We start from the raw sequence: 22,926 nt of genomic DNA, 5'->3' as shown, positions 1-22,926 counted from the left end.
CCGTCCGGAACCCGGTTTTGTTCGGGGTTCCGTACATGTTGTCATGACCCTTGTCGCCGGAGTCATCGGACCTCTAGCGTCAGGGGTCATGTCGTATGAGTCGCATGAGCCGCATGAGATCACTCGAAGGACGACGCTGAAGGCTGCGGCCGCAGCCGCCGGTGCGGGGGTCGGCGCACTCGTTCTCGGTGAGGGTGCCACCGAGGCTGCCGCCGACGATTCCTCCGATGTATCGAGGGAGCTGTCAGTGCTCTGGTACGCCGCTCCCGCCGCCGACTGGGAGCGTGAGGCCCTGCCCATCGGCAATGGCGCACTCGGCGCCATGGTCTTCGGCACCCTCGCCACCGAACGGCTGCAGTTCAACGAGAAGACCCTCTGGACCGGCGGCCCCGGCTCCGCCCAGGGCTACGACCACGGCAACTGGCGCGCACCCCGCCCCGGCGCGATCACCGCCGTACAGGACGACCTCGACGCGCGCACCACCCTCGACCCCGAGTCCGTCGCCGACCGGCTCGGCCAGCCACGGACCGGCTACGGCGCCCACCAGACCTTCGGCGACCTCCACCTCGACCTGCCCGGCGCGCCGACGACGCCCCCGGCGGACTACCGGCGCGCACTCGACCTCGACAACGCCGTCGCCTCGGTCGCCTACACCCACCAAGGTGTCCGCCACCAAAGGGAGTTCTTCGCCTCCCACCCTGACGGCGTGATCGTGGGACGCCTCGGCGCCGACCGCCCCGGCAGCGTCACCTTCACCCTGCGCCACACCTCGCCCCGCGCCGACTTCACCGCCACCGCGGCCGCCGCCACCCTGACCGTACGGGGCGCGCTCGCCGACAACGGACTGCGCTTCGAAGCCCAGGTCAGGGTGCGCGCACAAGGCGGCACCGTCACCTCCCACACCGACGGCACCATCACCGTGACCGGCGCCGACAGCGCCTGGTTCGTCCTGGCCGCGGGCACGGACTACGCCGACACCTACCCTGACTACCGAGGCCCGGACCCGCACGCCGCCGTCAGCCGCGCCGTGGAGCGAGCCGGTGACCGCTACGAGGCGCTGCTGGCCCGGCACGTCCGCGACCACCGGGCCCTGTTCGGCCGCGTCGCCCTCGACATCGGCCAGTCCCTGCCCGCCGACATCCCCACCGACCGGCTGCTGGCCGCGTACACCGACGGCACCAGCGCGGCGGACCGCGCCCTGGAAGCCCTCTACTTCCAGTACGGCCGCTACCTGCTCATCGCCTCCTCACGCCCGGGCTCCCTGCCCGCCAACCTCCAGGGCGTCTGGAACAACAGCACCACGCCGCCGTGGTCCGCGGACTACCACACCAACATCAACATCCAGATGAACTACTGGCCCACCGAGGCTGCCAACCTCGCCGAGACGACGGCACCGTACGACCGCTTCGTCGAGGCGCTGCGCGCGCCCGGACGCCGTACGGCGAAGGAGATGTTCGGCTCGCGCGGCTGGGTGGTGCACAACGAGACCAACCCGTACGGCTTCACCGGCGTGCACGACTGGGCGACCGCGTTCTGGTTCCCCGAGGCGGCGGCCTGGCTCACCCAACAGATGTACGAGCACTACAGATTCGGCGGCTCCACCGACTACCTCCGCACCACCGCGTACCCCGCGATGAAGGAGGCCGCCGAGTTCTGGCTCGACAACCTGCGCACCGACCCACGCGACGGCACCCTCGTCGTCACCCCCAGCTACTCGCCCGAGCACGGCGACTTCACCGCCGGCGCCGCCATGTCGCAGCAGATCGTCCACGACCTGTTCACCAACACCCTCGAAGCCGCCCGGATCCTGGGCGACACACCCGACTTCCGCCGCCGCGTCGAGCAGGTCCTGAACCGGCTCGACCCCGGCCTGCACATCGGATCCTGGGGCCAACTCCAGGAATGGAAGGAGGACTTGGACGACCCGACCGACACCCACCGGCACGTCTCCCACCTGTTCGCCCTCCACCCCGGCCGGCAGATCGAACCCGGCAGCGAGTGGGCCGAGGCCGCCAGGGTCTCCCTCACCGCACGCGGCGACGGCGGCACGGGCTGGTCCAAGGCCTGGAAGATCAACTTCTGGGCGCGGCTGCGCGACGGCGACCACGCCCACAAGATGCTCGGCGAACAGCTCAAGTCCTCGACCCTGCCCAACCTCTGGGACACCCACCCGCCGTTCCAGATCGACGGCAACTTCGGCGCCACCTCCGGCGTCGTGGAGATGCTCCTGCAGAGCCAGTACGACGTCGTCGAGGTACTGCCCGCCCTCCCCGCCGCCTGGGAAACCGGCGCGGTGCGCGGCCTGCGCGCCCGCGGCGGCGCCACCGTCGACGTCGAGTGGGCGCAGGGCCGGGCGACCCGCATCGCCCTGAAGGCGGCACGCACACGTGAACTCACCGTACGCAGCGACCTGTTCGAGGACGGGCAGCTGACCTTCAGAGCGGTCGCCGGGCGGCGCTACACCTGGAGCAGACAGGGCTGACGCGCTACGACCCCGAGGCCAGCTCCCGCACATCGGCAGCCCGCACATACGCCACCCGGTGACCGAACTGGATCTCGTAGTACTGGTCCTTGCCGACGACGACCCGGTGCGAGGCCTCGTCGAAGGCCACCGCGTAGTAGTACTCGCCCGGCACCTTGCCGCCGACCACGTACCGCTGGCCGGCCGGCAAGGTGTACGGCAGCGGCGACACGGCCTGCGCGGGAACGCCCGCCGGATAGGCGGAGGCCTCGGGGTAGGCACGCCCGTACACCGGGACGCTCTTCAGACCGTCCTTCGGCGTGACCACCCGCCCGGCCGCGTCCACCGCCGTCGGGCTCTTCTTCGGGTTCTTGAACCACGCCTTCTGGCCCAGGTACCAGATCGCCGTCCAGTCACCGTCCCGGCCGGCGACCGCGTACTGCTGGCCGGTCGAGACCCGCGACGAGAGGTCGTTCACACCGGTGGTCGGGGCCGAACCCAGGCCGATGTCCTTGATCAGCGGATACGACTCACCGGGCCCGGAGTACAGCCGTACCGCGCTCGATCCATGGTCCGCGCAGGCCTGGCCCGCGGAGACACAGCCCGTGTAGCGGGGCCGGTTGGTCGCGTAGTCGGGCCGGATCGTCACCAGGCCGCCGTTCGCCCCGGCGCTCGGCACGAGGGGACGGCCGAGCAGCTCGAAGTAGTGCCGCCAGTCCCAGTACGGGCCGGGGTCGGTGTGCATCCCGCCGATCGTCGACGCGGTCGGTCCCGGCACGGTGTCATGGCCGAGGATGTGCTGCCGGTCCAGCGGGATGCCGTGCTTCTTCGCGAGGTAGGTCACCAGACGGGCCGAGGAGCGGTACATCGCCTCCGTGTACCAGGCGTCCGGCTTCGCCAGGAAGCCCTCGTGCTCCAAGCCGATCGACTTGGCGTTGACGTACCAGTTGCCCGCGTGCCAGGCCACGTCCTTGGCCTTCACATGCTGGGCGATGTGCCCGTCCGTGGAGCGCAGGGTGTACTGCCACGACACATAGGTGGGGTCCTGCACCATGGTGAGGACACCCTCCCAGGCGCCCTCCGTGTCATGGACGACGATGTAGTCGATGTCCGAGGAGGCCGGCCGGTCGCCCAGGTCGTGGTTGCCGTAGTCGTTGTCCCCGAACTCCTTGTACGGCGCCGGGATCCACTCGCAGGCCACCGTCGGCGGACACTCGGTCTCGCTCGCCCTGAGCGTGCGCAGCCCCGCCTGCCGCAACTGCGCGGTGTCGGGGGTCAGGCCCGGCTGGGCGGACAGGGCGACCAGTTCGCCCGCGTCCGTGTGCCGCTCCTGGCCGGTGCGCAGTACGTCGTAGACGTCGTTCGCGTACGCCGCCGCCGTGGCGGTGTCGTCGGCGCCGGAGAAGCGGGCCACCGCGCCGTACCAGTCTGCGGGATCCGAGCTGAGCGGTTCGCCCAGCTCCTTCTGCGCGGCGGCGAGCAGGGCGGCACCGCCGGCCACGTTCGCCGCCGGGTCCGTACGCAGCCGCTTGGCGCTCAGCCCGGTCAGTCCGGCCGCCTTCGGCAACGTCCTCAGGCGGGCCGGGATCGCGGAGGTCCGCGGCAGTTTCGCCGTGGGGAGCAGAGCCGGGCGGGCGCTGTCGCCGCGCGGGTCCTCCGAGCCGTCGCTGTGGTGCGGCGCCGCCCCGGCGAGGGCGGTGCGGGCATCCGTGAGGTGCATCGGGCCGTAGCCGCCGGTCACGCTGGGCGCCCCGGCGTGCGAGTCCCAGCGGGACTGGAGGTAGGAGACGCCCAGCAGGACGCTCTGCGGCACGTGGTACTCGGCGGCCGCGGAGGCGAAGGCCGACTGAAGGCCGCCCCCCGAGCCCCCGGCATCGGACGGGGCCGCGCCCAGCAGCGGGAACAGCAGAGCCGCGGCGGCCAGGGCGGTGACGGATCCTCGCAATGCAGCCTCCTGGGACGGTCGTGCGCGCAGAGCCGTGCGGGCCGGACGTGACTCTGTGGTACCCGCTGTCCGACGATCCGTCAATCATGCCAAGGGCGAGGCTAATTCCCTTGTCAACCGGGGTTCCCGGGAGTTTCGTGGCCACGGCCTCCGGGCCTGCGGGGCGTCAGTGGCGTACACCGATGGGATGCGGTACGCCCATGCGGGCGACCTCACCCCCGCCGGACACACGAAGGTCCGCGGTACGCCGCTGTCTCCAGGGCGAACCGCGGACCACCGTCCCCGTCAGCGAGTGCCGACCGCCGCGCGCACGGCCCGTCGGGCCAGTTGGCAGTCGTCGTGCAGCCGCCTCAGCAGCAGCCGCTGTTCCTCGCCGGACGGCGCAGCACCCGGGTGGGCCACTCCCGGTGCCGCCGGGGTCGTGTCGTGCATCGAACGCTGCACGGCCGTCTCATAGGTACGGATCTCCCGGGTCAGGACGAGCATCAGGTTCACCAGGAACGCGTCCCGGGAAGCCGGGCCCGCCGACTGGGCGATCTGACTGATCTGGCGGCGGGCGACCGGCGCGTCCCCGAGCACCGACCACAGCGTCGCCAGGTCGTAACCCGGCAGGTACCAGCCCGCGTGCTCCCAGTCCACCAGCACTGGACCGGCCGGTGAGAGCAGGATGTTCGAGAGCAGTGCGTCGCCGTGACAGAACTGGCCCATGCCCTGCCGGCCCGCGGAAGCCGCGATGCCGTGCAGCAGCTTCTGGAGATCGCCCATGTCCCGGTCGGTGAGCAACCCCAGCTCGTGGTACCGGGAGATCCGGGTCGCGTAGTCCAGCGGTGCGCCGAACGTGCCCGCCGGCGGCCGCCAGGTGTTGAGCCGGCAGATCGCGCCGAGTGCCGCCCTGATGTCCGCGCGCGGGGGCGTCTCCAACGGGTGGCGCTGCAGTGCCGCCACCCGGCCGGGCATCCGCTCGATGACGAGTGTGCAGTTGTCCGGATCCGCCGCGATCAGCCTCGGCACGCGCACCGGAGGGCGGTGCCGGACGAACGAGCGGTATGCCGCTATTTCGTGCCGGATCCGCTCGGCCCACACTGGGGAGTGGTCCAGTAAACACTTGGCGACGGCCGTGCTGCGCCCGGTCGTGCCGACCAGAAGGACGGACCGCCCGCTGCGGCGCAGCACCTGCACCGGCGCGAACTCCGGGCAGATCCGGTGCACCGACGCGATGGCGGTGCGCAGCTGGGTGCCCTGAGGGCCGGACAAGTCGAGTCTCCCGCTGAGCGGTTGGGTGCCGGGCCCCGCGGCGCGCAGCGGCCGGCCCGCGCCGAGCACGGGGGCGGCCGTCGGCCGCGCGGGGTCGAGGTAAGGGCCGCTGCCCGCCGGGCGGGCACGCAGCGACCGGGGCGGGGCGGACACGGAGGACGATGCTGCGTACATGGGAGAGACAGATCCCTTCGTGTGCCTGCGACGACAAAGCGCTGCCCGATCCGGTCGCCCGGGTGCACCCTGGGGAATGTCCCTCGGCGAACCGGGTCGGGGTGGCGCTTTCCTACCTGACACCCGATGCCCAGTGGCACACCATCTGGCGCACCCTGGCGAACCCTGGCGAATAGTCCCGAGGCACCTCCCACCGGGCTACTGTCAACTCAGCCGAGAACCTGGGGGCTTGACGTGAGCGGAGAACCCAACACCCGCCTGGCGGACCTGTTCGGCCTGGCCGGCTGGTCCAAGGGCGAGCTCGCGAGGCTGGTCAACCGGCAGGCGGCGGCCATGGGCCACCCCCAGCTGTCGACCGACACCTCGCGGGTGCGGCGGTGGATCGACATGGGAGAGATCCCGCGCGATCCGGTGCCGCGGGTGCTGGCAGCCCTGTTCACCGAGCGTCTCGGCCGTGTCGTGACCATCGAGGACCTCGGTCTGGTCCGGCACGGGCGTGCGGGGAAACGGCAGGACGCCGGGAGTGTGGAGCATCCCGACGGTGTGCCGTGGGCGCCCGAACGGACTGCCGCGGTCCTCACCGAATTCACGGGAATGGACCTCATGCTCAACCGACGCGGCTTGGTGGGCGCGGGTGCCGCGCTCGCCGCGGGATCCGCACTCAGCAGCGCCATGCACGACTGGCTGCACACCGACCCGGCCCTCAAGGCCGACGCCCCCCAGTTCGACGACCCTCTGCACGCCGACCCCGCCGGGTTCGACCGGTACGAGGCGGCCCCGATCGGGTCGCAGGAGATTGAGGAACTGGAGCGCTCGGTAGAAGTGTTCCGGGCCTGGGACGCGGCCCGCGGCGGCGGGCTGCAGCGCAAGGCCGTCGTAGGCCAACTCAACGAGGTGGGCGGCATGCTCGCCTACCGACACCCCGAACATCTGCAGCGGCGCCTGTGGGGCGTCGCCGCCAACCTCGCCGTCCTCGCGGGCTGGATGTCGCACGACGTCGGCCTGGAACCCACGGCACAGAAGTACTTCGTCATCGCCGCCCACGCGGCCCGAGAGGGTGGCGACCGGCCCCGCGCCGGGGAGGCGCTCTCCCGGGCGGCTCGCCAGATGGTGCACCTCGGCCGGCCCGACGACGCACTCGACCTCATGAAACTCGCCCAGTCGGGCTCCGGTGACGAGGTGCTGCCGCGCACCCGGGCCATGTTCCACACGATCGAGGCCTGGGCACAGGCGTCGATGGGCAGGGGCCAGGCCATGCGCCGCACCCTGGGACAGGCGGAGGACCTGTTCGTCTCCGACAAGAGCGACGTCCCGCCGCCGAGCTGGATGCAACTGTTCAACGAGGCGGACCTGTACGGCATGCAGGCTCTGTCCTACCGGACGCTGGCGGAGTTCGAGCCGGGAGCGGCGGCCCACGCCCAGCACTACGCGGAGAAGGCCCTCGCGCTGCGCGTCGACGCACAGGAGCGCTCGAGGATCTTCGACAACCTGTCCATGGCGTCCGCCTGCTTCATCGCGGACGACCCCGAACAGGCCGACCGGTACGCGCGACTGGCCCTGATGGCGATGGGCTCGAATTCGTCCGGCCGTACCTGGGACCGGCTGCGCCAGATGTACCGGCTCACCGCCGAGTACTCCAGCTACCCGAGGATCAACGAACTGCGGGAGGAGATCCGGTCGGCGCTGCCCAAGCCGAGGAAGTCGGGCGGCGGCAACAGCGCGCAGGCATAGGGGGACTGTGCGCCTGACCGATACGCGGAAGTACTAGGACGTCACCCTGGCCACGAGCACACAGGCATTGTCCTCGCGCTCGCTCTCACCGAACTCCTCCACGACCAGCCGTACGCAGTCCTGTGCGCTGTGTGCCCCGCCGAAGCGGGGGGCCAGGTCGAGGAGACGGTTCGCGGAGTCCGCTCCGCTGTGCCCCGGCACCAGTCCGTCGGTGTGCAGCAGGAGCAGGTCGCCCACTTCGAGGGTCTCCTCGGCCTGTGCGTAGACGGCACCCGAGGTGGCACCGAGCAGGACTCCGTCCGGCGCGCTCAGCCTGCGCCCCGTCCCGTCGCGGAACAGCAGCGGGGCGGGGTGTCCGGCCTGCGCCCAGGTCAGCATGCGAGTCTCGGGCAGGTAGCGGCAGCAGACGGCGCTGCCGAGGGCCGGCTGGACGGTGGCGTCGAGCAACTGGTTGAGCCAGGACATCAGTTGCCCCGGCTGGGTGCCGGCCATCGCCATGCCACGTACGGCGCCCAGCAGGGTCGCCATGCCCGAGGCCACGGCGACGCCGTGACCGGTGAGGTCGCCGACGCTCAACAGCGTTGCGCCGTCGGTCAGTTCCAGCGCGTCGTACCAGTCGCCGCCGATCAGCGTGCTCGTGGACGACGGCAGACGGTGGGCCGCGAGATCCAGTGTCTTCGGGCCCTGGTGTGGGAGCCGCAGGGAGCCGCGCCACGGCGGCAGCACGGCCTCCTGCAGCTCGACCGCGAGCCGGTGCTCGCTCTGCGCGTGGTGCCGGTGGCGCTGGAGCGAGTCACGGGTCTCGCTCACGGTGCGCTGGCTGCGGCGCAGTTCGCTGACGTCGCGCAGCACGGCCCACATCGAGGCGGTGCTGCCGTCAGTGTCGAGCACGGGCTCGCCCATCATGTGCACGGTCCGGACCTCGCCGTCCGGCCGTACGATCCGGAACTCGCCGTCGATGGGCTTGGCGTCGATGAGACAGTCGGTGACCATCGCCGTCAGCTGCCGCCGGTCGTCGTCGAGCACCAGGGACGGCAGCTCGTCGAGGGTGAGCGGGGGAGTGGCGGGGTCGCGCCCCAGGATCTCGAAGAGCTCGCCGGACCAACTGGCCTCGTCCGTCAGCAGGTTCCACTCGGCGCTGCCGACCCGGCTGAGCAGCGAGCCGCGCCGGGGAGCGGGCGGCACGGCTGGGTCGGCGGGTGTGGCCGACGGTTTTGGGGCGGCGGCGGGCGGGCCGTCCCGCAGCTGCGCCAGGTGCTCGTCAAGGTCGTTGAGCTGGTGCAGCGCGAGGTCGCACAGCGCCCGCTGCCACCGTTCCCGAGGGTCCGCACCGTCGCTCTGGGTGTCCTGCCGTACGGCGTCGACGTCGCCTTTGAGCCGTCGCGTCTGCGTGATGAGCGCGTCGACCGAGCCGCGTCCGGGCGGCTGGGCGGCGGGGCGGTCCGCAGAGAGATGGGGCGGCATGACGCACTCCGATGCGGGGACGGTACGACCAAGGCTGACGGAAGGACCGTTACGACTGTCGCACAGCCCGCGACTCCCTGTAAGGGATTTGGCAACACCCGATACGGTGGTGCGTCCGGCATATGCCAGAGTCTCCACGGAGGGCGCGTCCGGTGCGAATGACGTACGTCGGAAAACGGGTCAAGTCGTAGGCGGCGTACGCGATTTGGTGGTCGGTGGGGGCGGTTGCGCGGCAGCCATTCGCGTGTTCGACGGCCAGGTGTTCCAAGGGTGGCGCGGCGGGTGGCGGTGCCCGCGGGGTTTCGTTCGTCGACAGTGATGCAGATCACAAAAATGATGTCCGCTTCGGAGTAATGCAATCGGCGTCTGAGGGCTCGTAAAGGCACAGCGGCAAAAAATCCGTCCGCCCGTCGACCCGCAGGGGAGAGACCGCCCATGGACATCGCCCTCGAGCAGCCCGCCAGTGCCCGGCTCATCACCGGGGAGGAGCGTGAACTCTCCGTTCCCGCCACGCTCCGCTATGCCTCAACGGACCCGCTGGCGGTGTACATCGACTTCCCGGGCGATGTCTCCCTCGACGGCGAAGGGGCCACCTGGACCTTCGCGCGCACCCTGCTGGAGGCGGGCCTGCGCGGGCCGGCCGGGGACGGGGACGTGCACATCTGGCCCTGCGGCGAGGAGCGCACGGTCGTGGAGCTGCACTCGCCCCACGGCATGGCCCTGCTCCAGTTCGACACCGCCTGTCTGCACCGCTTCCTGCTGCGCACGTACGCGGTCGTCGCGGCCGGTGAGGAGGACCTCGGCGCGGTCGTGGAGCGAGGGCTGAGCGCGCTGTTCGGCGGCGTGTGAGGAGAGGAGGCGACAGGGCGGGCCGCCGCTGTGCCTCCTCGTCGCTCCCGGCCTCAGTAGCGCAGGACTCCGGCGATGCCCTGGGCGTCGTTCAGTGTGCCGTCCGGTACGAAGCGGACCTCGGCGCCGGTCTCCAGGCACTGTTCGACGATCTCGTCCACGATGTCCTCGCGGGCGTCGAGCTCGCCGCTCTCGGCCGGGATCAGATGGTCGCCGTCCTCGCCGCGCACGGCGATGCGGTAGTTCTCCTCCACCGCCAGCAGCCGTACCCGGCCCTCACGGGCGCTGCGCCAGACCTCGTCGACGCCGGCCGCGAACGCCTTGCGGCCACGGGCGGATTCCAGTTCCCGTGCCACGGCGTCGGTGTTCCTGCGGTCCTCGGCGGTGATCAGCGGCTGGATCGCCTGCCACACCGCCTCACGCGTGCCGTGCGCGAGTCCGCCGTGCGGGATGTGCACCGCGTCCTTGGTGACACCGCCGATCTCGTCCAGCAGCGACAGGGCCGCCGGTTCGCCGGTGACGTACAGCGGCCGCGGATTGCCCCGCAGGATCGCGCTCATGGCGGAGTCCGCGTCCTTGAGGAAGTGGCGGGTGTCCTCGTCGCGGAACTTGCTCGGACTGTCGCCGATCTGTTCCCGGCGCTCCGGGTCGAAGTTCTCGGCGGCCCGGGTCAGCGGGAAGCCGCCCACGCGGGCCGCGGCGACACGGTCCAGGCTGCCGTTCCACAGGGTGACGCGGTCGGCCGAGACCGACAGCACCCAGTAGGGCCGCTCGGCGGCCTGCGCCGAGACGAGGTTGCGGGTCAGGAACGTGTCCGAGAGCACCACGCGCTCGGGCACGGACCGGGCGAGCGACCACACCTGGTGTTCACCAGGGGCGGCGAAGATCACCAGTCCGTCCTCGGCGTAGGTGAGATCGACCTCGGAGAGGGCCTGGTCGAGCTGGCGCTCGACGTCCGCCCGTCGTTCGCGGGTGACAGAGGGATCGGCTTCCAGCTGCTTCTTGGCCTCGGCCACGACATTGCGCAGCCGGACCTGGTCCTGGGCCCGGTAGGGCTCTCGGCGATGCGTGGGCGTCAGCACGGACACGGCCGGATAGGGGCGCGGGCGCCGCAGCTCGGTGAGGGTGGTGGGACTGAGTGCGTGCTCCATAACAGCACGATAGGACTGATTCACCGATCGGGCATTAGGGGCAATCCCGTTCATGGTCCGGGCCCTACGCGCGGTCGTCCTCGGGCCCGCAGGAGCTTCCGTCGGCGGGGAGCGTGCCGTACAGCAGGAAGGCGTCGACCTTGCGGTGCACGCACTTGGACGAGGCGTACCCGGTGTGCCCGCTGCCCTTGTTGTCGAGGACCACGGCCGACGAGCCGAGCCGCTTCGCCGTCTCCTCGGTCCAGCGGTACGGCGTCGCCGGGTCGCCGCGCGTGCCCACCAGCAGCATCTTCGGCGTGTCCACGTCCTTCACCTCGTCACGGATGAAGTCCGTGCCCTTGGGGCGGCCGTAGCACAGCAGCACCCCGGTGAGCCGGTAGGGCCCGAAGATCGGCGACGCCTCCTCGTACCGGGCGCGCAGCCGGTCGAGGCCGCCGATGATCTGGCCCGCGCTGGGGCGGTCGGGGTCGTCCGCGCAGTTGATCGCCATCAGCGCCGCGGAGAGGTTGTCGAGCGGGATGTCCTGCTCGTCGACGAGACCGCCGTCCGGGTCCTCGGTCTCGTCGCGCCTCGAAGGGGAGGCCCCTCCCATGGCGAAGGCCTCGATGGCGTGGGTGTCGCCGTCGTTGACCAGTGAGGCCAGGGCGCGTTCCAGGGAGGGCCACAAGTCCTCGCTGTAGAGGGCCTGTCCGATGGCGCCGACCAGGTCCTGCCCGGTGAACGGCTCACCGAAGGCCGACGGCACCGGATCCGCGTCCAGCGAGTCGACCAGTCGTACGACATTCTTGCGGGCCTCGCGGGCGTCCTGCCCGAACGGGCACCCGATGTCCTTCACGCACCAGTTGACGAACTCGTCCAGCGCCTTCTGCTGCCCCTGGGCGCCCACCAGTTCCTGCTTCGTCAGCGGCTCGGTCAGGGTGTCCACGCCGTCGAGGACCATCCGCCCGACCTTGTCGGGGAACTGCGCGGCGTACACGGCGCCGAGCCGCGTCCCGTAGGAGAACCCCAGGTAGTTGAGCTTCTTGTCGCCGACGGCCGCGCGCATCACGTCCATGTCGCGCGAGGCGTTGACCGTGCCTATGTGGGGGAGCACCGGCCCGGAGTTGCGGGCGCAGGTGTCGGCCGCCTTCTTGAAGTCCGCGAGGACGGACTGCGGATCGCGGTCGATCTCCGTGCTGTCGTTCTGCAGGGTGGCGTCCCCGCAGCTGACCGGCGAGGACCTGCCGACGCCGCGCGGATCGAAGGTCACGATGTCGTAGCCGTCCGTCAGCTCCATGAATTCCTTGCCCCCGGTGGCGAATTGGGGGACGCCTGCGCCGCCCGGCCCGCCGAAGTTCAACAGCACCGAACCCCGCTTGTCGCCGGTGGCCCGGTAGCGGGCGAGTGCCAGGTCGAGCGTCCCTGCCCGGGGGTGGGAGTAGTCGAGGGGCACGGTGACCTTGCCGCACTGGAGATCCTTCGGCATGCCCTCGCCCGGGCACTTCGCCCAGCTGACCTTCTGCTGGTAGAAGCGGCTCAGGTCGGGCTCGGCGCTGTCCTCGCCTGCCGTGAGCCCGGTGCCGAGCACGGCCAGTCCGACCGCGCCGGCGACGGCGCAGCGCCGCAGGGTGGGCAGCGTGGACAGATGGGCCAGCATCGTTGCCTCCAGGGACGCCCGTCGCGGACCGGGATACGGCTCCCGCTCACGATAAGCGGGCCCCGGAACGCACGCCTCCGGAGCTCACGGGCCGCCCGACGTGCGCAATCGCCCGGCCTGCCCTACCCTTCGCCCCTCGCGTCGCCGTCGGAAGTTTTTACCGCTAGTTCGACAACCCTGACGCTCGATGGGGTGAATGGCCGATAAGCCATAACTCGGATGGTTCGCCTGCGTTTTATCCGGTGCGGGTGAGTGCCCGCGACCATGTCTGGAAGGCAGGGAACCTATGAGACGGGTTACCCGATACGGTGTGATCGCCGTCGCCGCCTCGGGCGCGATGGCTGTGACGATGCCGGTGTTCGCCGACTCCGCGGCGGACGGTGCCGCGGCCGACTCGCCGGGGCTGCTCTCCGGCAACACTGTTCAGCTCCCGGTGCACGTCCCCGTGAACGTGTGCGGCAACACCGTGAACGTGGTGGGGCTGCTCAACCCGGCGGTGGGCAACAGCTGCGTCAACGAGGACGGTGGCCACAAGGCGGGCGCCGCCTCGCACGGCGGGGCGTCCGCCGAAGGGAGCGGAAAGGATTCGCCCGGCCTCGCGTCCGGCAACGTCGTACAGCTACCGGTCCACCTGCCGGTGAACGTCAGCGGCAACAGCGTGAACGTCGTCGGTGTCGGCAACCCGGCGACCGGCAACGAGTCGGTCAACGACTCCGGTGGCCCTTCCCACACCACGAAGCCGGCGCCGAAGCCGTCCACGCCGCCCCGGGCACACCCCCGCCCGGTGCCGCGCGCGTTCGTCCCGCAGGGCGGACCCGAGGCCTCGCTCGCATATACGGGGGCCGACCAGGCCCTCGTCGCCGCCGCGGGCGGCACGGTGCTCGTGCTGGGCGGGGCCGTCCTGTACCGGCGCTTCCGCCCTCAGGCGGTGCGCTGACCCGCGCTCCGCGCGGTAGGAAGGCCCCATCGACCGGCCGGTGGGGCCTTCGGCATGCGGACATCCGTCCACCCGTCCACCCGTCCACCCGTCCACCCGTCCACCCGTTCACCCGGCGAGGACCCCAACGGCTTGATCACGCCGTGACGCCCGCCCCGGTGATCCGAAAGGATGCTGCGTGCACGGTCGATCACCGTGCGCACGCGGCCCCCCCAACGGAATGGAGCTCACCCATGGCCTCTCCGGCCCCCGAAGACCTCGTCGTCACTCGCGCCGGCCTCGACGACTGGGCGGTCGTCAAGGGATGGGCTGCCGACGAGGGCTGGAACCCGGGGCTCGCCGACGCCGGGCCGTTCTTCGCGCAGGATCCCGACGGGTTCTTCCTCGGCCGGATCGACGGCGAAGTGGTCTCGGCGATCTCGGTCGTCAACCACGGCACCGACTACGCCTTCCTCGGCCACTACCTGGTCCGCCCCGACCTGCGCGGCCGCGGCCACGGCCTCACCACCTGGAAGACCGTCCTGGCCCACGCCGGGAACCGCACGGTCGGCCTCGACGGAGTCGTCGCCCAGCAGGACAACTACCGCCGCTCAGGCTTCGAGTCCGCCCACCGGACCGTCCGGTTCACCGGAACCGCGCCCGCCGCCGGGACGCCGCGGGACATCCGCGTCGTACGGCCCGAGGACGTCGCGGACATCACCGCGTACGACGCCATCTGCACGCCCGCCGACCGCCCCCGCTTCGTCGCGCACTGGCTCACCGGCCCCGGACACCACGCCGTGGTCCGCCGCAGCGGCGACCGCGTGACCGGCTACGGCGTGATCCGCCCCGGCCATGACTGCCCGCGCATCGGCCCGCTCTTCGCCGACACCGCCGACGACGCCCGGGCCCTGGTCGCCGCCCTGACCGCGGACGCGGCCGGCCGCCAGGTCGCCGTCGACGTGCCGGAGAACAACCCGGCGGGCGTCGCGCTCGCGGAGGAGGCCGGGTTCACCCCCTCCTTCGAAACCGCCCGTATGTACACGGGTCCGGTGCGGCAGTACGCCCGGGAACGGGTCTTCGGCGTCACCACGCTGGAACTCGGTTAGCGGGGAGCGAGCGCCTGCGGGCCGGCCGGTCGGTCCGTGCGCCGGTGGAACCGGAAGTGCAGCGCGCGGACCTCCTGCGTCAGCTCGGGCACCGGGCCCTCCACGACCACGTCCGGCGCGACCTCCTGGATCGGCAGCGGCCGCACCGGCGCGGCCGGCACGCCCAGCTCGGCCAGCCATCCGGTCAGCTGCTCCGACGAGGCGACGTACACGACGCGTCCGAGGCCCACCCAGGCGTGCGCGGCCGCGCACATCGGGCAGTGCTCTCCGGAGGTGTACACCGTCGCGGCAGCCCGCTCCCCGGGCGTCAGCCGGGCGGCCGACCAGCGGGCCAGCTCGAACTCGGGATGCCTGGTGCGGTCGCCCGAGGCCACCCGGTTGTGGTCCTCGGCGAGGACCTCCCCGTCCGCCCCCACCAGCACCGACCCGAACGGCTCGTCCCCGGCCTCCAGCGCCTCGGCCGCGAGCGCGACACAGCGGCGCAGGTATTGCAGTTCGACGTCCTTCACGACCATGGCGTACGGCCCTCCTCGCGCGCGATCTTCCCCACGCACCCTAGGTTCTCCGACGTACGGCGGGAAAGGCGTGGACGCGGCCGACGGCCACGGTGACGAACGCGGCCGCGACGAGCGGGAGGGCGATCCACGGCAGGGCCCCCGCGCCCAGGCGTTCCAGCGCCAGACCGCCGGTGAGGGAGCCCGCCGCGATGCCGGCGTTGTAGACCGTGGTCTGCAAGGACGTGGCCAGGCCCGCGTGCGCGGGACCCGAGGCGTCGACCAGCGCGGTCTGGATCAGCGTGGGCGCCCCGCCGAAGGCGACGCCCCACGGCGCGACGGAGACGAGCAGTACGGCGTGCGTTGCGGCGCCCAGGCCGAGGGCGGGCATGGCCGCCGCGCACAGGGCGAGCGCGCCCAGCAGGGTCGCCCGGCGCCGCCGGTCCACCAGCACGCCGGTCAGCCAGATCCCGGCGACCGTGGCGGCCCCGAACACCAGCAGGAGCAGATCCGTACGCCCGAACCCGGCCTGCGCCGCGAACGGGGCGACGTACGTGTACATCACCTGGTGGCCCAGCAGCAGGAACAGCGTCACGGACAGGACGGCCGGGATCCCCGGCAGCACGGCCACGGCGCGGAGCGGCAGTCCCGCACCCGGCGGTTCGCCCGGGAAGCCGGGCACCCGCCACCACACCCAGCCCACCAGGAGCACCGCCAGCCCGCTCAGCGCGCCGAACGCCGAGCGCCAGCCGACCGCCCCGGCGAGCGCTGTCCCCGCGGGCACACCCAGGGACAGCGCCAGCGTGATCCCGGCGAGCACGATCGCGATGGCCCGGCCACGCCGCTCGGCCGGCACCATCCGGGCCGCGTACCCGACGAGCATCGCCCACAGCGTGCCGCCCATCAGCCCGGCCACGAGACGCGCGGCGAAGGTCAGGCCGTACGACGACGAGGCGCGACGACCGCGTTGCTCGCCGCCAAGTTCGTCAGGGTGCCGATGAGCACGGGTCGGTGGGGCAGACCGCGCAGCAGGACCGTCAGCGGGATCGCGCCCGCGAACGACGCGATCGCGTACCCGGTGACCAGATAGCCGACCCGCGCCTCGGACACCGCCGGCCCCCGTGCCATGAGCGGCAGTAGGCCGGCCGGGAGCAGCTCGGTCAGGACGGCCGTGAAGGCGGCCGCGGACAGGGCGAGCAGCCCGGACCACGGCAGGGCGGTGGGCAGGGCTGTGCCCTTGGCCAGGGAGGTGGTGGACATGCGACCATGCTCGAACCCTCGGCCGTGCAGGACGTCCAGCAGATCCGGGGACTCCTCGACTCCGGCCTGACCACGGAGATGATCCGCGCGATCCTGCCGTACCTGTCCGGCCCCGACGAGCTCCTCCTGCCCGCCGAGCACCTCACCCCGGAGACGGCGGCCCTGCTCCAGGGCCACATCGACCGGATCCAGGCCCGCATCGACTGTCTGGCACGCAACCGCGACCGGCTGCGCGGATATCTGGCGGCGGTGCGCCCCGAGGGCGAGGAGGATGCGGGCCGGTCGTAAATAGCTTGTCGTGCGGGTGGGGCGATGGTGGGGTGCTCCCATGGATCATGCCGCTGTGCTCGACCTCTTCGACCGGGACATACGTGAAGGCGCGCGGCCGGACGGCCCCGGCGCGCGGGTGGAGCGGGTGGGCGGCGTCGTCCGCCAGGTGTCCTCCTCGCACGGCTGGAACGGCGTCGTGTGGTCCGGCCTGGACGAGGCGGACGCCGACGCGGCGATCACCGAGCAGATCGCCCATTTCTCGCGGCTGGGACGCGAGTTCGAGTGGAAGCTGTACGGCCATGACCTGCCGGTGGACCTCGGACGGCGGCTCCGGGACGCCGGTTTCACGGCCGAGCCCGAGGAGACGCTCATGATCGGCGAGGTGGCCGACCTGACCCTGGACGTCGAGCTTCCGGGCGGTGTCCGCATCCTCCCGGTGACCGACAGGGCGGGCGTCGACCTCGTGGCGGAGGTGCACGAGAAGGCCTTCGGCACGGACGGCACCCGGTGGCGGCACCAGCTGCTGGCCCAGCTCACGGCCGCCCCGGACACGGTGGTCGCGGTCGTCGCCATGGCCGGTGACACTCCGGTGAGCGCCGCCCGGATGGAACTCGTGCCGGGGACGCGGTTCGCCGGGCTGTGGGGCGGCGGGACCGTCGAGGGCTGGCGCGGCCGGGGCATCTACCGCGCCCTGGTCGCCCACCGCGCCCGCGTCGCGGCGGACCGCGGATACCGCTACCTCCAGGTCGACGCCATGAGCACCAGCCGTCCGATCCTGGAGCGCCTCGGCTTCGCGCCCCTGACCACGACGACGCCGTACGTGTTCACGCCGCAGCTTGCCGGGTGAGCGGCGAGAATCGAGGGACCCCGACCGCGATGTCACATCCGCGCCCTCCCGATTCGTCGCAAGGGTATGACGACGAACCAGAGTCATGAGAGCAGCCAGAGCCACCGCGTCCTCCTCGCGGGCGCCGGAGGCGTCCTCGGTGGGCACATCGCCCGTGCCCTGACCGAGGCGGGGCACAAGGTCACCGGGCTCGGGCGCGGCGCGCGCAACGACATCCGGGCCGACCTGATGAACCGGGACGCCCTGCTGCGCGCCGTCGAAGGGCACCGCTTCGACACGGTGATCCACGCCGCGACCGCCCTGCGCAAGGCACCCATGCGCCACCGCGACATGTACGCCACCGACGCGCTGCGCACCGAGGGCACCGCTCACTTGATCGAGGCCGCTCAGGCCACCGGCGCCCGACGCTTCGTCGCCGAGTCGATGGTCTTCGGGTACGGCTACGGCGACCACGGCACCCGGGCGATCACCGAGGACGCCCCCTTCGGCCCGCGCGGCCGCACCCCGGAGCTGGAGCGGCACCTTGCCGGGATGCGCGTCAAGGAACAACTCGCCCTGGGAACCGCGGGGTTGGAGGGGATCTCGCTGCGCTTCGGACTGTTCTACGGTCCTGGCGGCACGGACGCGATCCTGCTCATGCTGCGCAGGCGGCAGCTGCCCGTCCCCGCCGACCACGGCCGGGTCCTGCCCTGGATCGAGCTCACCGACGCGGCCCGCGCGGTCGTCGCCGCCGTCGAACGCGGGCGCCCCGGTCAGGCGTACAACGTCGCCGACCGCGTCCCGATGGGCTTCGGTGCCCATCTCCGTTGTGTGGCCGAGGAGTTCGGGCTGCCGAAGCCGCTGCCCGTACCGCTGTGGCTGATGCGGCCCATGTCGTACGCGCACACCATGATGACGTCGGCGCTGCGGGTCTCCACGGCGAAGGCGGAGCGGGAGCTCGGCTGGACGCCCGCCCGCCCGACGGTCCGCGACGGCCTCGCCGCGATGCGGGCCGCCGCGGGACTCACCTGATGGTCGCGCCGTCCTCTCATGTCCTCACTTCAACGCGTCAGCGACGCGCCTTGGCCCGGTCCAGTGCGGCGACGCCGACCGCGGCGAGACCGATCTGGATGAGCCACTCGATCCAGTCGACGCCGTCGGTGTCGCCCACGTCGAGCCCGGCGGCGATGGCCGAACCGATGAGCGCGGCCACGATGCCGACGAGGATGGTCCACAGAACGCCGATGCGCTGACGACCCGGAACCACGAGACGTCCGAGCACACCGATGACGATGCCGATCACTATGGCACTGATGATGCCGGAGATCTCCATTTCGCCCCTCTTCCTCCTGTCCCCGCACAGGTTCGAGTTCCCCCTGGAGGGAGGGACAGTCCGTTCCGGTTCAATCTGTGGCCCACCCGGTGGCGGACAGCACCTCCTTGGCGATGTCGATCATCTTGCGTCCGTCGGTCACCACGCGCACCACGTTCGCGGGCGCCCGCTCCTCAAGGAGCCGCGCCTTGCGCGCACTGCCGCGCACCTCCTGCTCCAGCTCGGAGCCGAGCTCGCGCCCGGTCAGGCGCTGCTCGGCCGTCTCGTCGGTGGCGGTGAGCAGGACGCGTACGAGCCGGACGCCGTCCCCCATGGCCCGGCGGAACATGGGGGCGGCGTCGTCGAGCACGCTCACGGTGTTGGTGTAGACGAGGCGCCGGTATCCGAGCGCGGCGTAGTTTCCCCACACGGCGGTCAGGTTTCGCTCCGTGATGCCGGCTCGGTGCGGATCGCCGGGCGGTGCGGGATGGGCGGCGCCCATGAAGTCGCCGTCGATCACCGCGTGCGTGACCTGAACGGCCCGCAGTTGGGCCGAGACCTCCCAGCCGACGGTGGTCTTGCCGACCCCGGCCCGTCCTCCGATGAGCAGTACCTCCGCATGATCCTCCGCGTGATCCATGCGGAAAGCCTGCCTGGGTGGGGGCATGCTTGGCGAGTGGTTTCGGCGGGGGCCGATCGATCGTGGAGGTGCGGGTGGAGGAGCAGGTGCTCGGCGGCGGAGCCGTCAACGAGGTCGTGCGGGTCGGGACGACCGTTCGGCGTAGGCCCCATGAACGGTCCGCGTATGTGCGGGAGTTGCTCACGCACTTCGAGCGCCGGGGGTGGGAAGGGGCTCCGACGTACATCGGGTACGACAAGCAGGGCCGCGAGGTGTTCGGATACCTGGAGGGGCGTGCGGCCGTCACCCCTCGGGAGCGGGTCGCGGCGCGCACGGACGCGGGGCTCGTGCGGGTGGCCCAAATGGTCCGCGCCTTCCACGACCTGACGCACGGCACGCCGTTGGCTGGTGACCAGGACGTCGTGTGCCACAACGATCTCGCGCCGAAGAACACCGTCCACGCGATCGACGGCGCCGACTGGTGGGCGACCGCCTTCATCGACTGGGACATGGCCGCACCGGGCGAGCGTGTCCACGACCTCGCCCATGTCTGCTGGCAGTACCTCGATCTGGGACCGGGCGTCACCGATGTGCTCGAGACGGCCCGGCGGATCGCGCTCGTCCGCGACGCGTACGGGCCGGTCGTCGGCGGTGCGGAGCTCGTCGACGTGATCCTGTGGTGGCAGGACCGGTGCCTGCGCGGCATCGAGGCCGGCGCCGGGCGCGGTGAGCCGGCCATGGTGCGGTTGCGGGAACGCGGCGTCGTGGACGAGGTGCGCGGCGCCTACGCCTGGGTGGCCGAGCACCGGGCCGGGTTGGAGATCTTCCTGCGCTGACGCGTGCGGGCGGGCGGGCCGGCGGCCAGGTCACCCGGCCGCGTCGACCCAGGACGTCAACCGGCCGTCGGGCTGGAGGGCGACGCGCAGTCCGTTGTGCTCGCTGTGCGCGGCGTGGCCGTCGGCGACGAGGGTGTCGAACCGTACGCCGTCCGCGAGGAGGTCGGCCTCGTAGTGGTCGGCGGCCACCCGGTAGAGCTTCGCCGTCGTCCTCCCGTCCGCGAGGGTCGGTGCGCCGACCAGGACGCGGTTGACGACGGCCTTGGGCCGCGGCTTGGCCGGCTCGACCCAGGAGGTGACCTTGCCGTCCGGGTGGAGGGTGATGTGCAGCCCGTTGTTCTGGGCGTGCGCGGCCATGCCTTGGGTGTACAGGGCCCCGTATTGCCGGCCCTCGGCCCAGATCTCCGCCTCGTAGCGGTCCTTGCCGGCCTTGTAGACCTTCGCCCGGCTGACGTCGTCAGCGAGCTCCACCGTCTGCACATGGACGCGCTCGGCGGTGGACTGACGGCCCTGCCCGCCCGTGGACGTGCCGGTCGTGGCGGCGGAGGCGTCCACGGCGAGGGCGCCGGCGGCCGAGGAGCCCAGCGCGGCGGTGACGACGGCGGCTACGAGGGCGGTACGCAGGAGGCGGGGGGCAGGCATCAGTGAGTCGTTCCTTCGATGGGGTTCGTTCCGACGGCTTCGAAGCTACGGATCGCCCGTCAAGGGTTCCCGTACGTCATGTAACAGCCTTTCGGCACATATGAACCAAAAGGGAAAAACCGCCCCGTCGGGGTGGCGCCGGACGCAGAGGAAGGCCGGCCCGCGCGTGCGGACCGGCCGACGGGTCTCCTCTCGGGTGTGCCGCTACGGCCTCGGGGCGCTCTTCGCCGCCGTACCGGCGCACAGCATCCCCAGGCACACGGCCAGCGCGCCGATGATGATGTTGTTCACGACGACGCCGGCGTCCGGGCTGTCCCCGACGATCCACGGCGCGATGATCATCCAGACACCCATCGCGCAGAAGGCCCAGCTCAGGCCGTACATGCGGTCCGGAGCCCGGGTGAATCCGAGGGCCAGCAGGCCGATCGCGATGCCCATGATCAGGTTGTGGGTCACGAGGGCGGGCTGGCTCGTCGTGTAGTGGAGTATCCAGGGGGATACGGCGCAGTACAGACCGAGCAGGAACACCGGTCCGTCCACGAGCGCCACATCACGACCGCCGAGCATGCGGGCGTAGCGATCCCGCATTTCTGGTGCATCGGGGTGGCTGGTTATGTCACCCCGGGTGGGCGAGACGTTGGCCATGACTCGTCTCCTTTGACTCGCAGGCCTGACCGCGTCTGGTGCGGTGTGCGGTAAGCGCCGCCTAGCCCCATTCTGCGCTTATTTTCTCTTTATGTGTAGGGCTGGGCCAGCTGTGGGCCTAGTGGCGAAACCTGCTCGGCTCCCCTGGAAACAGCAGGTCAGCGGCCGGGTGAAGGGGACTCAGGTGGCGCAATGATTCAGCAACACCACTGAGCGGGAACCCTCGGTATGGTCACCGCATGCCAGCCGAACGAACCCGCGAGCACACCGCCCCGCTCGCCGCAGCCCGCCGCCGGCGCCTGCGTGCCGACCGGGCGCGGCAGCTCGCGGACCTGCTGCGGCACCTCGTCCTGACCAGAGGGTTTCCCGGGGGCGCCCTGCCCCACGAGGACGTCCTCGCGGCCGAGTACCAGGTGTCACGCAACACCGTCCGGCACGCACTCGACCTGCTGCGCGCCGAGCAGCTCGTCCAGCGGCTGCCCGGCGTCGGCACCGTCGTCGTCGCCGAGAAGTACTCGCACGGACTCGACCGGCTGATGGGACTCGCGGAAACCCTGCGGGAACACGGCCGGGTCACCAACGAGGTACGCACCATGGGGCCGGTCGCCGCGCCCGCACCCGTGGCCGAGCGACTGCGGCTGCCCACCGGCACCGACGTCCTCTACGTCGAGCGGCTCCGCAAGCTGAACGGGCTGCCGCTCTCCCTCGACCTCACCTATCTACCGATGGACATCGGCAGCGAGCTGATCGGCGCCGACCTGGAGAACACCGACGTCTTCCGGCTGCTGGAGCAGATCACCGGGCAGCCGCTCGGACACGCCGAGATCACCCTGGAGGCCGTCAACGCCGACGCGCACTCCGCCACCGTGCTCCAGGCGCCGCGCGGCACCGCCGTGCTGATGCTGGAGCGCCTCACCCACCTGTGCGACGGCAGGCCCGTGGACCTGGAGTTCATCCGGTTCCGCGGGGACCGGATCGCGATGAGCGGGCTGCTGCGCCGTTCCGTATGAGCGCATCGCCGCGCCGCTCCCCCTGACAACGCCCGCGATCCGCGCGCCGTTCCTTTCACCCCGTGCAGTACCTCCCTGGAGACAGCCATGCCCTTGGTGCCCCAGCGGGCCGACGTGCCCGTGACCGTCGACGAGTCGAAGTGCATCGACGGCTGCACGCTCTGTGTCGACATGTGTCCGCTGGACTCCCTGGCGATCAACCCCGACAGCGGCAAGGCGTACATGCACGTCGACGAGTGCTGGTACTGCGGCCCGTGCGCCGCCCGCTGCCCCACCGGGGCCGTCACGGTCAACATGCCCTACCTGCTGCGGTGAAAGGCCC

At 71.5% G+C, this 22,926-nt stretch carries 23 protein-coding genes; 11 read left to right on the top strand and 12 right to left on the bottom strand.

Going from position 1 to position 22,926, the window contains the following annotated elements:
- Nucleotides 1-247: 247 nt before the first annotated feature.
- Entirely contained in the window at nt 248-2,482 is a 2,235-nt protein-coding gene (locus AQJ67_RS06490; protein WP_062717076.1) for a glycoside hydrolase family 95 protein, read from the top strand.
- Between the two features lie 4 nt (nt 2,483-2,486).
- Here the strand turns inward: AQJ67_RS06490 and AQJ67_RS06485 are convergent, their stop codons facing one another.
- Both AQJ67_RS06485 and AQJ67_RS06480 read right to left on the bottom strand, forming a co-directional pair.
- Nucleotides 2,487-4,406: an N-acetylmuramoyl-L-alanine amidase gene (locus tag AQJ67_RS06485; RefSeq protein WP_107122801.1), complete on the bottom strand. Its 1,920-nt coding sequence runs from the start codon at nt 4,404-4,406 to the stop codon at nt 2,487-2,489.
- Between the two features lie 285 nt (nt 4,407-4,691).
- Nucleotides 4,692-5,834 carry an aminoglycoside phosphotransferase family protein gene (locus AQJ67_RS06480; protein ID WP_062717075.1) on the bottom strand — a complete coding sequence of 381 codons (1,143 nt, stop codon included), beginning with the start codon at nt 5,832-5,834 and terminating at the stop codon, nt 4,692-4,694.
- 234 nt (nt 5,835-6,068) lie between these two features.
- Between AQJ67_RS06480 and AQJ67_RS06475 the strand changes: the two genes are divergently transcribed.
- Entirely contained in the window at nt 6,069-7,565 is a 1,497-nt protein-coding gene (locus AQJ67_RS06475; protein WP_062717074.1) for a DNA-binding protein NsdB, read from the top strand.
- A gap of 33 nt (nt 7,566-7,598) precedes the next feature.
- Here the strand turns inward: AQJ67_RS06475 and AQJ67_RS06470 are convergent, their stop codons facing one another.
- The gene (locus AQJ67_RS06470; protein WP_062717073.1) at nt 7,599-9,029 is read right to left on the bottom strand and encodes a PP2C family protein-serine/threonine phosphatase; all 1,431 of its coding nucleotides are present in this window, start codon (nt 9,027-9,029) and stop codon (nt 7,599-7,601) included.
- A gap of 435 nt (nt 9,030-9,464) precedes the next feature.
- Here AQJ67_RS06470 and AQJ67_RS06465 point away from each other — a divergent pair, with 435 nt between their 5' ends.
- Complete coding sequence (locus AQJ67_RS06465; protein ID WP_062717072.1) at nt 9,465-9,878, top strand: SsgA family sporulation/cell division regulator; 414 nt, start codon at nt 9,465-9,467, stop codon at nt 9,876-9,878.
- A 53-nt stretch (nt 9,879-9,931) separates the two neighbouring features.
- On the opposite strand, the gene AQJ67_RS06460 is transcribed toward AQJ67_RS06465, so the two are convergent.
- Nucleotides 9,932-11,029, bottom strand: a complete 1,098-nt coding sequence (locus AQJ67_RS06460; RefSeq protein WP_062717071.1) for a baeRF3 domain-containing protein — start codon at nt 11,027-11,029, stop codon at nt 9,932-9,934.
- 64 nt (nt 11,030-11,093) lie between these two features.
- Nucleotides 11,094-12,665, bottom strand: coding sequence for an alpha/beta hydrolase (locus AQJ67_RS06455; RefSeq protein WP_062717070.1), 1,572 nt, complete (start codon nt 12,663-12,665; stop codon nt 11,094-11,096).
- Nucleotides 12,666-12,951: 286 nt separating this feature from the next.
- On the opposite strand from AQJ67_RS06455, the gene AQJ67_RS06450 reads away from it, so the two are divergent.
- Both AQJ67_RS06450 and AQJ67_RS06445 read left to right on the top strand, forming a co-directional pair.
- Nucleotides 12,952-13,602 carry a chaplin gene (locus AQJ67_RS06450; RefSeq protein WP_079055806.1) on the top strand — a complete coding sequence of 217 codons (651 nt, stop codon included), beginning with the start codon at nt 12,952-12,954 and terminating at the stop codon, nt 13,600-13,602.
- A gap of 233 nt (nt 13,603-13,835) precedes the next feature.
- Nucleotides 13,836-14,690 carry a GNAT family N-acetyltransferase gene (locus AQJ67_RS06445; protein ID WP_062717068.1) on the top strand — a complete coding sequence of 285 codons (855 nt, stop codon included), beginning with the start codon at nt 13,836-13,838 and terminating at the stop codon, nt 14,688-14,690.
- Here the strand turns inward: AQJ67_RS06445 and AQJ67_RS06440 are convergent.
- Genes AQJ67_RS06440 through AQJ67_RS50150 form a run of 3 tightly spaced genes read right to left on the bottom strand, consistent with a single transcriptional unit; the run spans nt 14,687 to nt 16,444 of the window.
- A complete protein-coding gene (locus AQJ67_RS06440; RefSeq protein WP_062717067.1) occupies nt 14,687-15,205 on the bottom strand; it encodes a nucleoside deaminase in 519 nt (172 codons plus the stop codon). The genes AQJ67_RS06445 and AQJ67_RS06440 overlap by 4 nt on opposite strands.
- A 40-nt stretch (nt 15,206-15,245) precedes the next feature.
- Nucleotides 15,246-16,088 carry an MFS transporter gene (locus AQJ67_RS06435; RefSeq protein ID WP_279616875.1) on the bottom strand — a complete coding sequence of 281 codons (843 nt, stop codon included), beginning with the start codon at nt 16,086-16,088 and terminating at the stop codon, nt 15,246-15,248.
- A gap of 29 nt (nt 16,089-16,117) precedes the next feature.
- On the bottom strand, nt 16,118-16,444 hold the full coding sequence (locus AQJ67_RS50150; RefSeq protein ID WP_279616874.1) for an MFS transporter: 327 nt from the start codon (nt 16,442-16,444) through the stop codon (nt 16,118-16,120).
- 6 nt (nt 16,445-16,450) lie between these two features.
- Here AQJ67_RS50150 and AQJ67_RS06430 point away from each other — a divergent pair, with 6 nt between their 5' ends.
- The 3 genes from AQJ67_RS06430 (at nt 16,451) to AQJ67_RS06420 (ending at nt 18,572) form a co-directional block, all read left to right on the top strand.
- Nucleotides 16,451-16,732: a MerR family transcriptional regulator gene (locus AQJ67_RS06430; RefSeq protein WP_107122800.1), complete on the top strand. Its 282-nt coding sequence runs from the start codon at nt 16,451-16,453 to the stop codon at nt 16,730-16,732.
- Between the two features lie 40 nt (nt 16,733-16,772).
- Nucleotides 16,773-17,561, top strand: coding sequence for a GNAT family N-acetyltransferase (locus tag AQJ67_RS06425; RefSeq protein WP_062717066.1), 789 nt, complete (start codon nt 16,773-16,775; stop codon nt 17,559-17,561).
- Nucleotides 17,562-17,627: 66 nt separating this feature from the next.
- Nucleotides 17,628-18,572 carry an NAD-dependent epimerase/dehydratase family protein gene (locus AQJ67_RS06420; protein ID WP_062717065.1) on the top strand — a complete coding sequence of 315 codons (945 nt, stop codon included), beginning with the start codon at nt 17,628-17,630 and terminating at the stop codon, nt 18,570-18,572.
- Between the two features lie 37 nt (nt 18,573-18,609).
- Here AQJ67_RS06420 and AQJ67_RS06415 read toward each other — a convergent pair whose 3' ends face one another.
- Both AQJ67_RS06415 and AQJ67_RS06410 read right to left on the bottom strand, forming a co-directional pair.
- Nucleotides 18,610-18,873 carry a GlsB/YeaQ/YmgE family stress response membrane protein gene (locus tag AQJ67_RS06415; RefSeq protein WP_062717064.1) on the bottom strand — a complete coding sequence of 88 codons (264 nt, stop codon included), beginning with the start codon at nt 18,871-18,873 and terminating at the stop codon, nt 18,610-18,612.
- A gap of 70 nt (nt 18,874-18,943) precedes the next feature.
- On the bottom strand, nt 18,944-19,492 hold the full coding sequence (locus AQJ67_RS06410) for a nucleoside/nucleotide kinase family protein (RefSeq protein WP_062717063.1): 549 nt from the start codon (nt 19,490-19,492) through the stop codon (nt 18,944-18,946).
- A 74-nt stretch (nt 19,493-19,566) separates the two neighbouring features.
- Between AQJ67_RS06410 and AQJ67_RS06405 the strand changes: the two genes are divergently transcribed.
- Complete coding sequence (locus AQJ67_RS06405) at nt 19,567-20,307, top strand: phosphotransferase (protein ID WP_062717062.1); 741 nt, start codon at nt 19,567-19,569, stop codon at nt 20,305-20,307.
- Nucleotides 20,308-20,337: 30 nt separating this feature from the next.
- On the opposite strand, the gene AQJ67_RS06400 is transcribed toward AQJ67_RS06405, so the two are convergent.
- Both AQJ67_RS06400 and AQJ67_RS06395 read right to left on the bottom strand, forming a co-directional pair.
- Nucleotides 20,338-20,949 (bottom strand): hypothetical protein, encoded by a 612-nt coding sequence (locus AQJ67_RS06400; RefSeq protein ID WP_062717061.1) that lies wholly within the window; start codon nt 20,947-20,949, stop codon nt 20,338-20,340.
- A 204-nt stretch (nt 20,950-21,153) separates the two neighbouring features.
- Entirely contained in the window at nt 21,154-21,594 is a 441-nt protein-coding gene (locus AQJ67_RS06395; RefSeq protein ID WP_079055805.1) for an SPW repeat protein, read from the bottom strand.
- 239 nt (nt 21,595-21,833) lie between these two features.
- Between AQJ67_RS06395 and AQJ67_RS06390 the strand changes: the two genes are divergently transcribed.
- Nucleotides 21,834-22,604, top strand: a complete 771-nt coding sequence (locus AQJ67_RS06390) for a GntR family transcriptional regulator (protein ID WP_062717059.1) — start codon at nt 21,834-21,836, stop codon at nt 22,602-22,604.
- 87 nt (nt 22,605-22,691) lie between these two features.
- Entirely contained in the window at nt 22,692-22,919 is a 228-nt protein-coding gene (locus AQJ67_RS06385; RefSeq protein WP_031480193.1) for a 4Fe-4S dicluster domain-containing protein, read from the top strand.
- The last annotated feature ends 7 nt before the right edge of the window (nt 22,920-22,926 follow it).

It is taken from the genome of Streptomyces caeruleatus (assembly GCF_001514235.1).
Lineage (GTDB): Bacteria > Actinomycetota > Actinomycetes > Streptomycetales > Streptomycetaceae > Streptomyces > Streptomyces caeruleatus.
The sequence above is the reverse complement of the archived record's forward strand: the minus strand, read 5'-3'. Positions and strand labels throughout refer to the sequence as shown.

What these genes read in the sequence shown, in the direction of transcription:
- AQJ67_RS06410 (WP_062717063.1), bottom strand. Translation starts at nt 19,492, where the DNA reads ATGGATCACGCGGAGGATCATGCGGAGGTACTGCTCATCGGAGGACGG.
- AQJ67_RS06445 (WP_062717068.1), top strand. Translation starts at nt 13,836, where the DNA reads ATGGCCTCTCCGGCCCCCGAAGACCTCGTCGTCACTCGCGCCGGCCTC.
- AQJ67_RS06420 (WP_062717065.1), top strand. Translation starts at nt 17,628, where the DNA reads ATGACGACGAACCAGAGTCATGAGAGCAGCCAGAGCCACCGCGTCCTC.
- AQJ67_RS06430 (WP_107122800.1), top strand. Translation starts at nt 16,451, where the DNA reads ATGCTCGAACCCTCGGCCGTGCAGGACGTCCAGCAGATCCGGGGACTC.
- AQJ67_RS06425 (WP_062717066.1), top strand. Translation starts at nt 16,773, where the DNA reads ATGGATCATGCCGCTGTGCTCGACCTCTTCGACCGGGACATACGTGAA.
- AQJ67_RS06450 (WP_079055806.1), top strand. Translation starts at nt 12,952, where the DNA reads ATGAGACGGGTTACCCGATACGGTGTGATCGCCGTCGCCGCCTCGGGC.
- AQJ67_RS06400 (WP_062717061.1), bottom strand. Translation starts at nt 20,949, where the DNA reads ATGCCTGCCCCCCGCCTCCTGCGTACCGCCCTCGTAGCCGCCGTCGTC.
- AQJ67_RS06440 (WP_062717067.1), bottom strand. Translation starts at nt 15,205, where the DNA reads ATGGTCGTGAAGGACGTCGAACTGCAATACCTGCGCCGCTGTGTCGCG.
- AQJ67_RS06460 (WP_062717071.1), bottom strand. Translation starts at nt 11,029, where the DNA reads ATGGAGCACGCACTCAGTCCCACCACCCTCACCGAGCTGCGGCGCCCG.
- AQJ67_RS06455 (WP_062717070.1), bottom strand. Translation starts at nt 12,665, where the DNA reads ATGCTGGCCCATCTGTCCACGCTGCCCACCCTGCGGCGCTGCGCCGTC.
- AQJ67_RS50150 (WP_279616874.1), bottom strand. Translation starts at nt 16,444, where the DNA reads ATGTCCACCACCTCCCTGGCCAAGGGCACAGCCCTGCCCACCGCCCTG.
- AQJ67_RS06480 (WP_062717075.1), bottom strand. Translation starts at nt 5,834, where the DNA reads ATGTACGCAGCATCGTCCTCCGTGTCCGCCCCGCCCCGGTCGCTGCGT.
- AQJ67_RS06465 (WP_062717072.1), top strand. Translation starts at nt 9,465, where the DNA reads ATGGACATCGCCCTCGAGCAGCCCGCCAGTGCCCGGCTCATCACCGGG.
- AQJ67_RS06385 (WP_031480193.1), top strand. Translation starts at nt 22,692, where the DNA reads ATGCCCTTGGTGCCCCAGCGGGCCGACGTGCCCGTGACCGTCGACGAG.
- AQJ67_RS06435 (WP_279616875.1), bottom strand. Translation starts at nt 16,088, where the DNA reads ATGGGCGGCACGCTGTGGGCGATGCTCGTCGGGTACGCGGCCCGGATG.
- AQJ67_RS06415 (WP_062717064.1), bottom strand. Translation starts at nt 18,873, where the DNA reads ATGGAGATCTCCGGCATCATCAGTGCCATAGTGATCGGCATCGTCATC.
- AQJ67_RS06390 (WP_062717059.1), top strand. Translation starts at nt 21,834, where the DNA reads ATGCCAGCCGAACGAACCCGCGAGCACACCGCCCCGCTCGCCGCAGCC.
- AQJ67_RS06395 (WP_079055805.1), bottom strand. Translation starts at nt 21,594, where the DNA reads ATGGCCAACGTCTCGCCCACCCGGGGTGACATAACCAGCCACCCCGAT.
- AQJ67_RS06470 (WP_062717073.1), bottom strand. Translation starts at nt 9,029, where the DNA reads ATGCCGCCCCATCTCTCTGCGGACCGCCCCGCCGCCCAGCCGCCCGGA.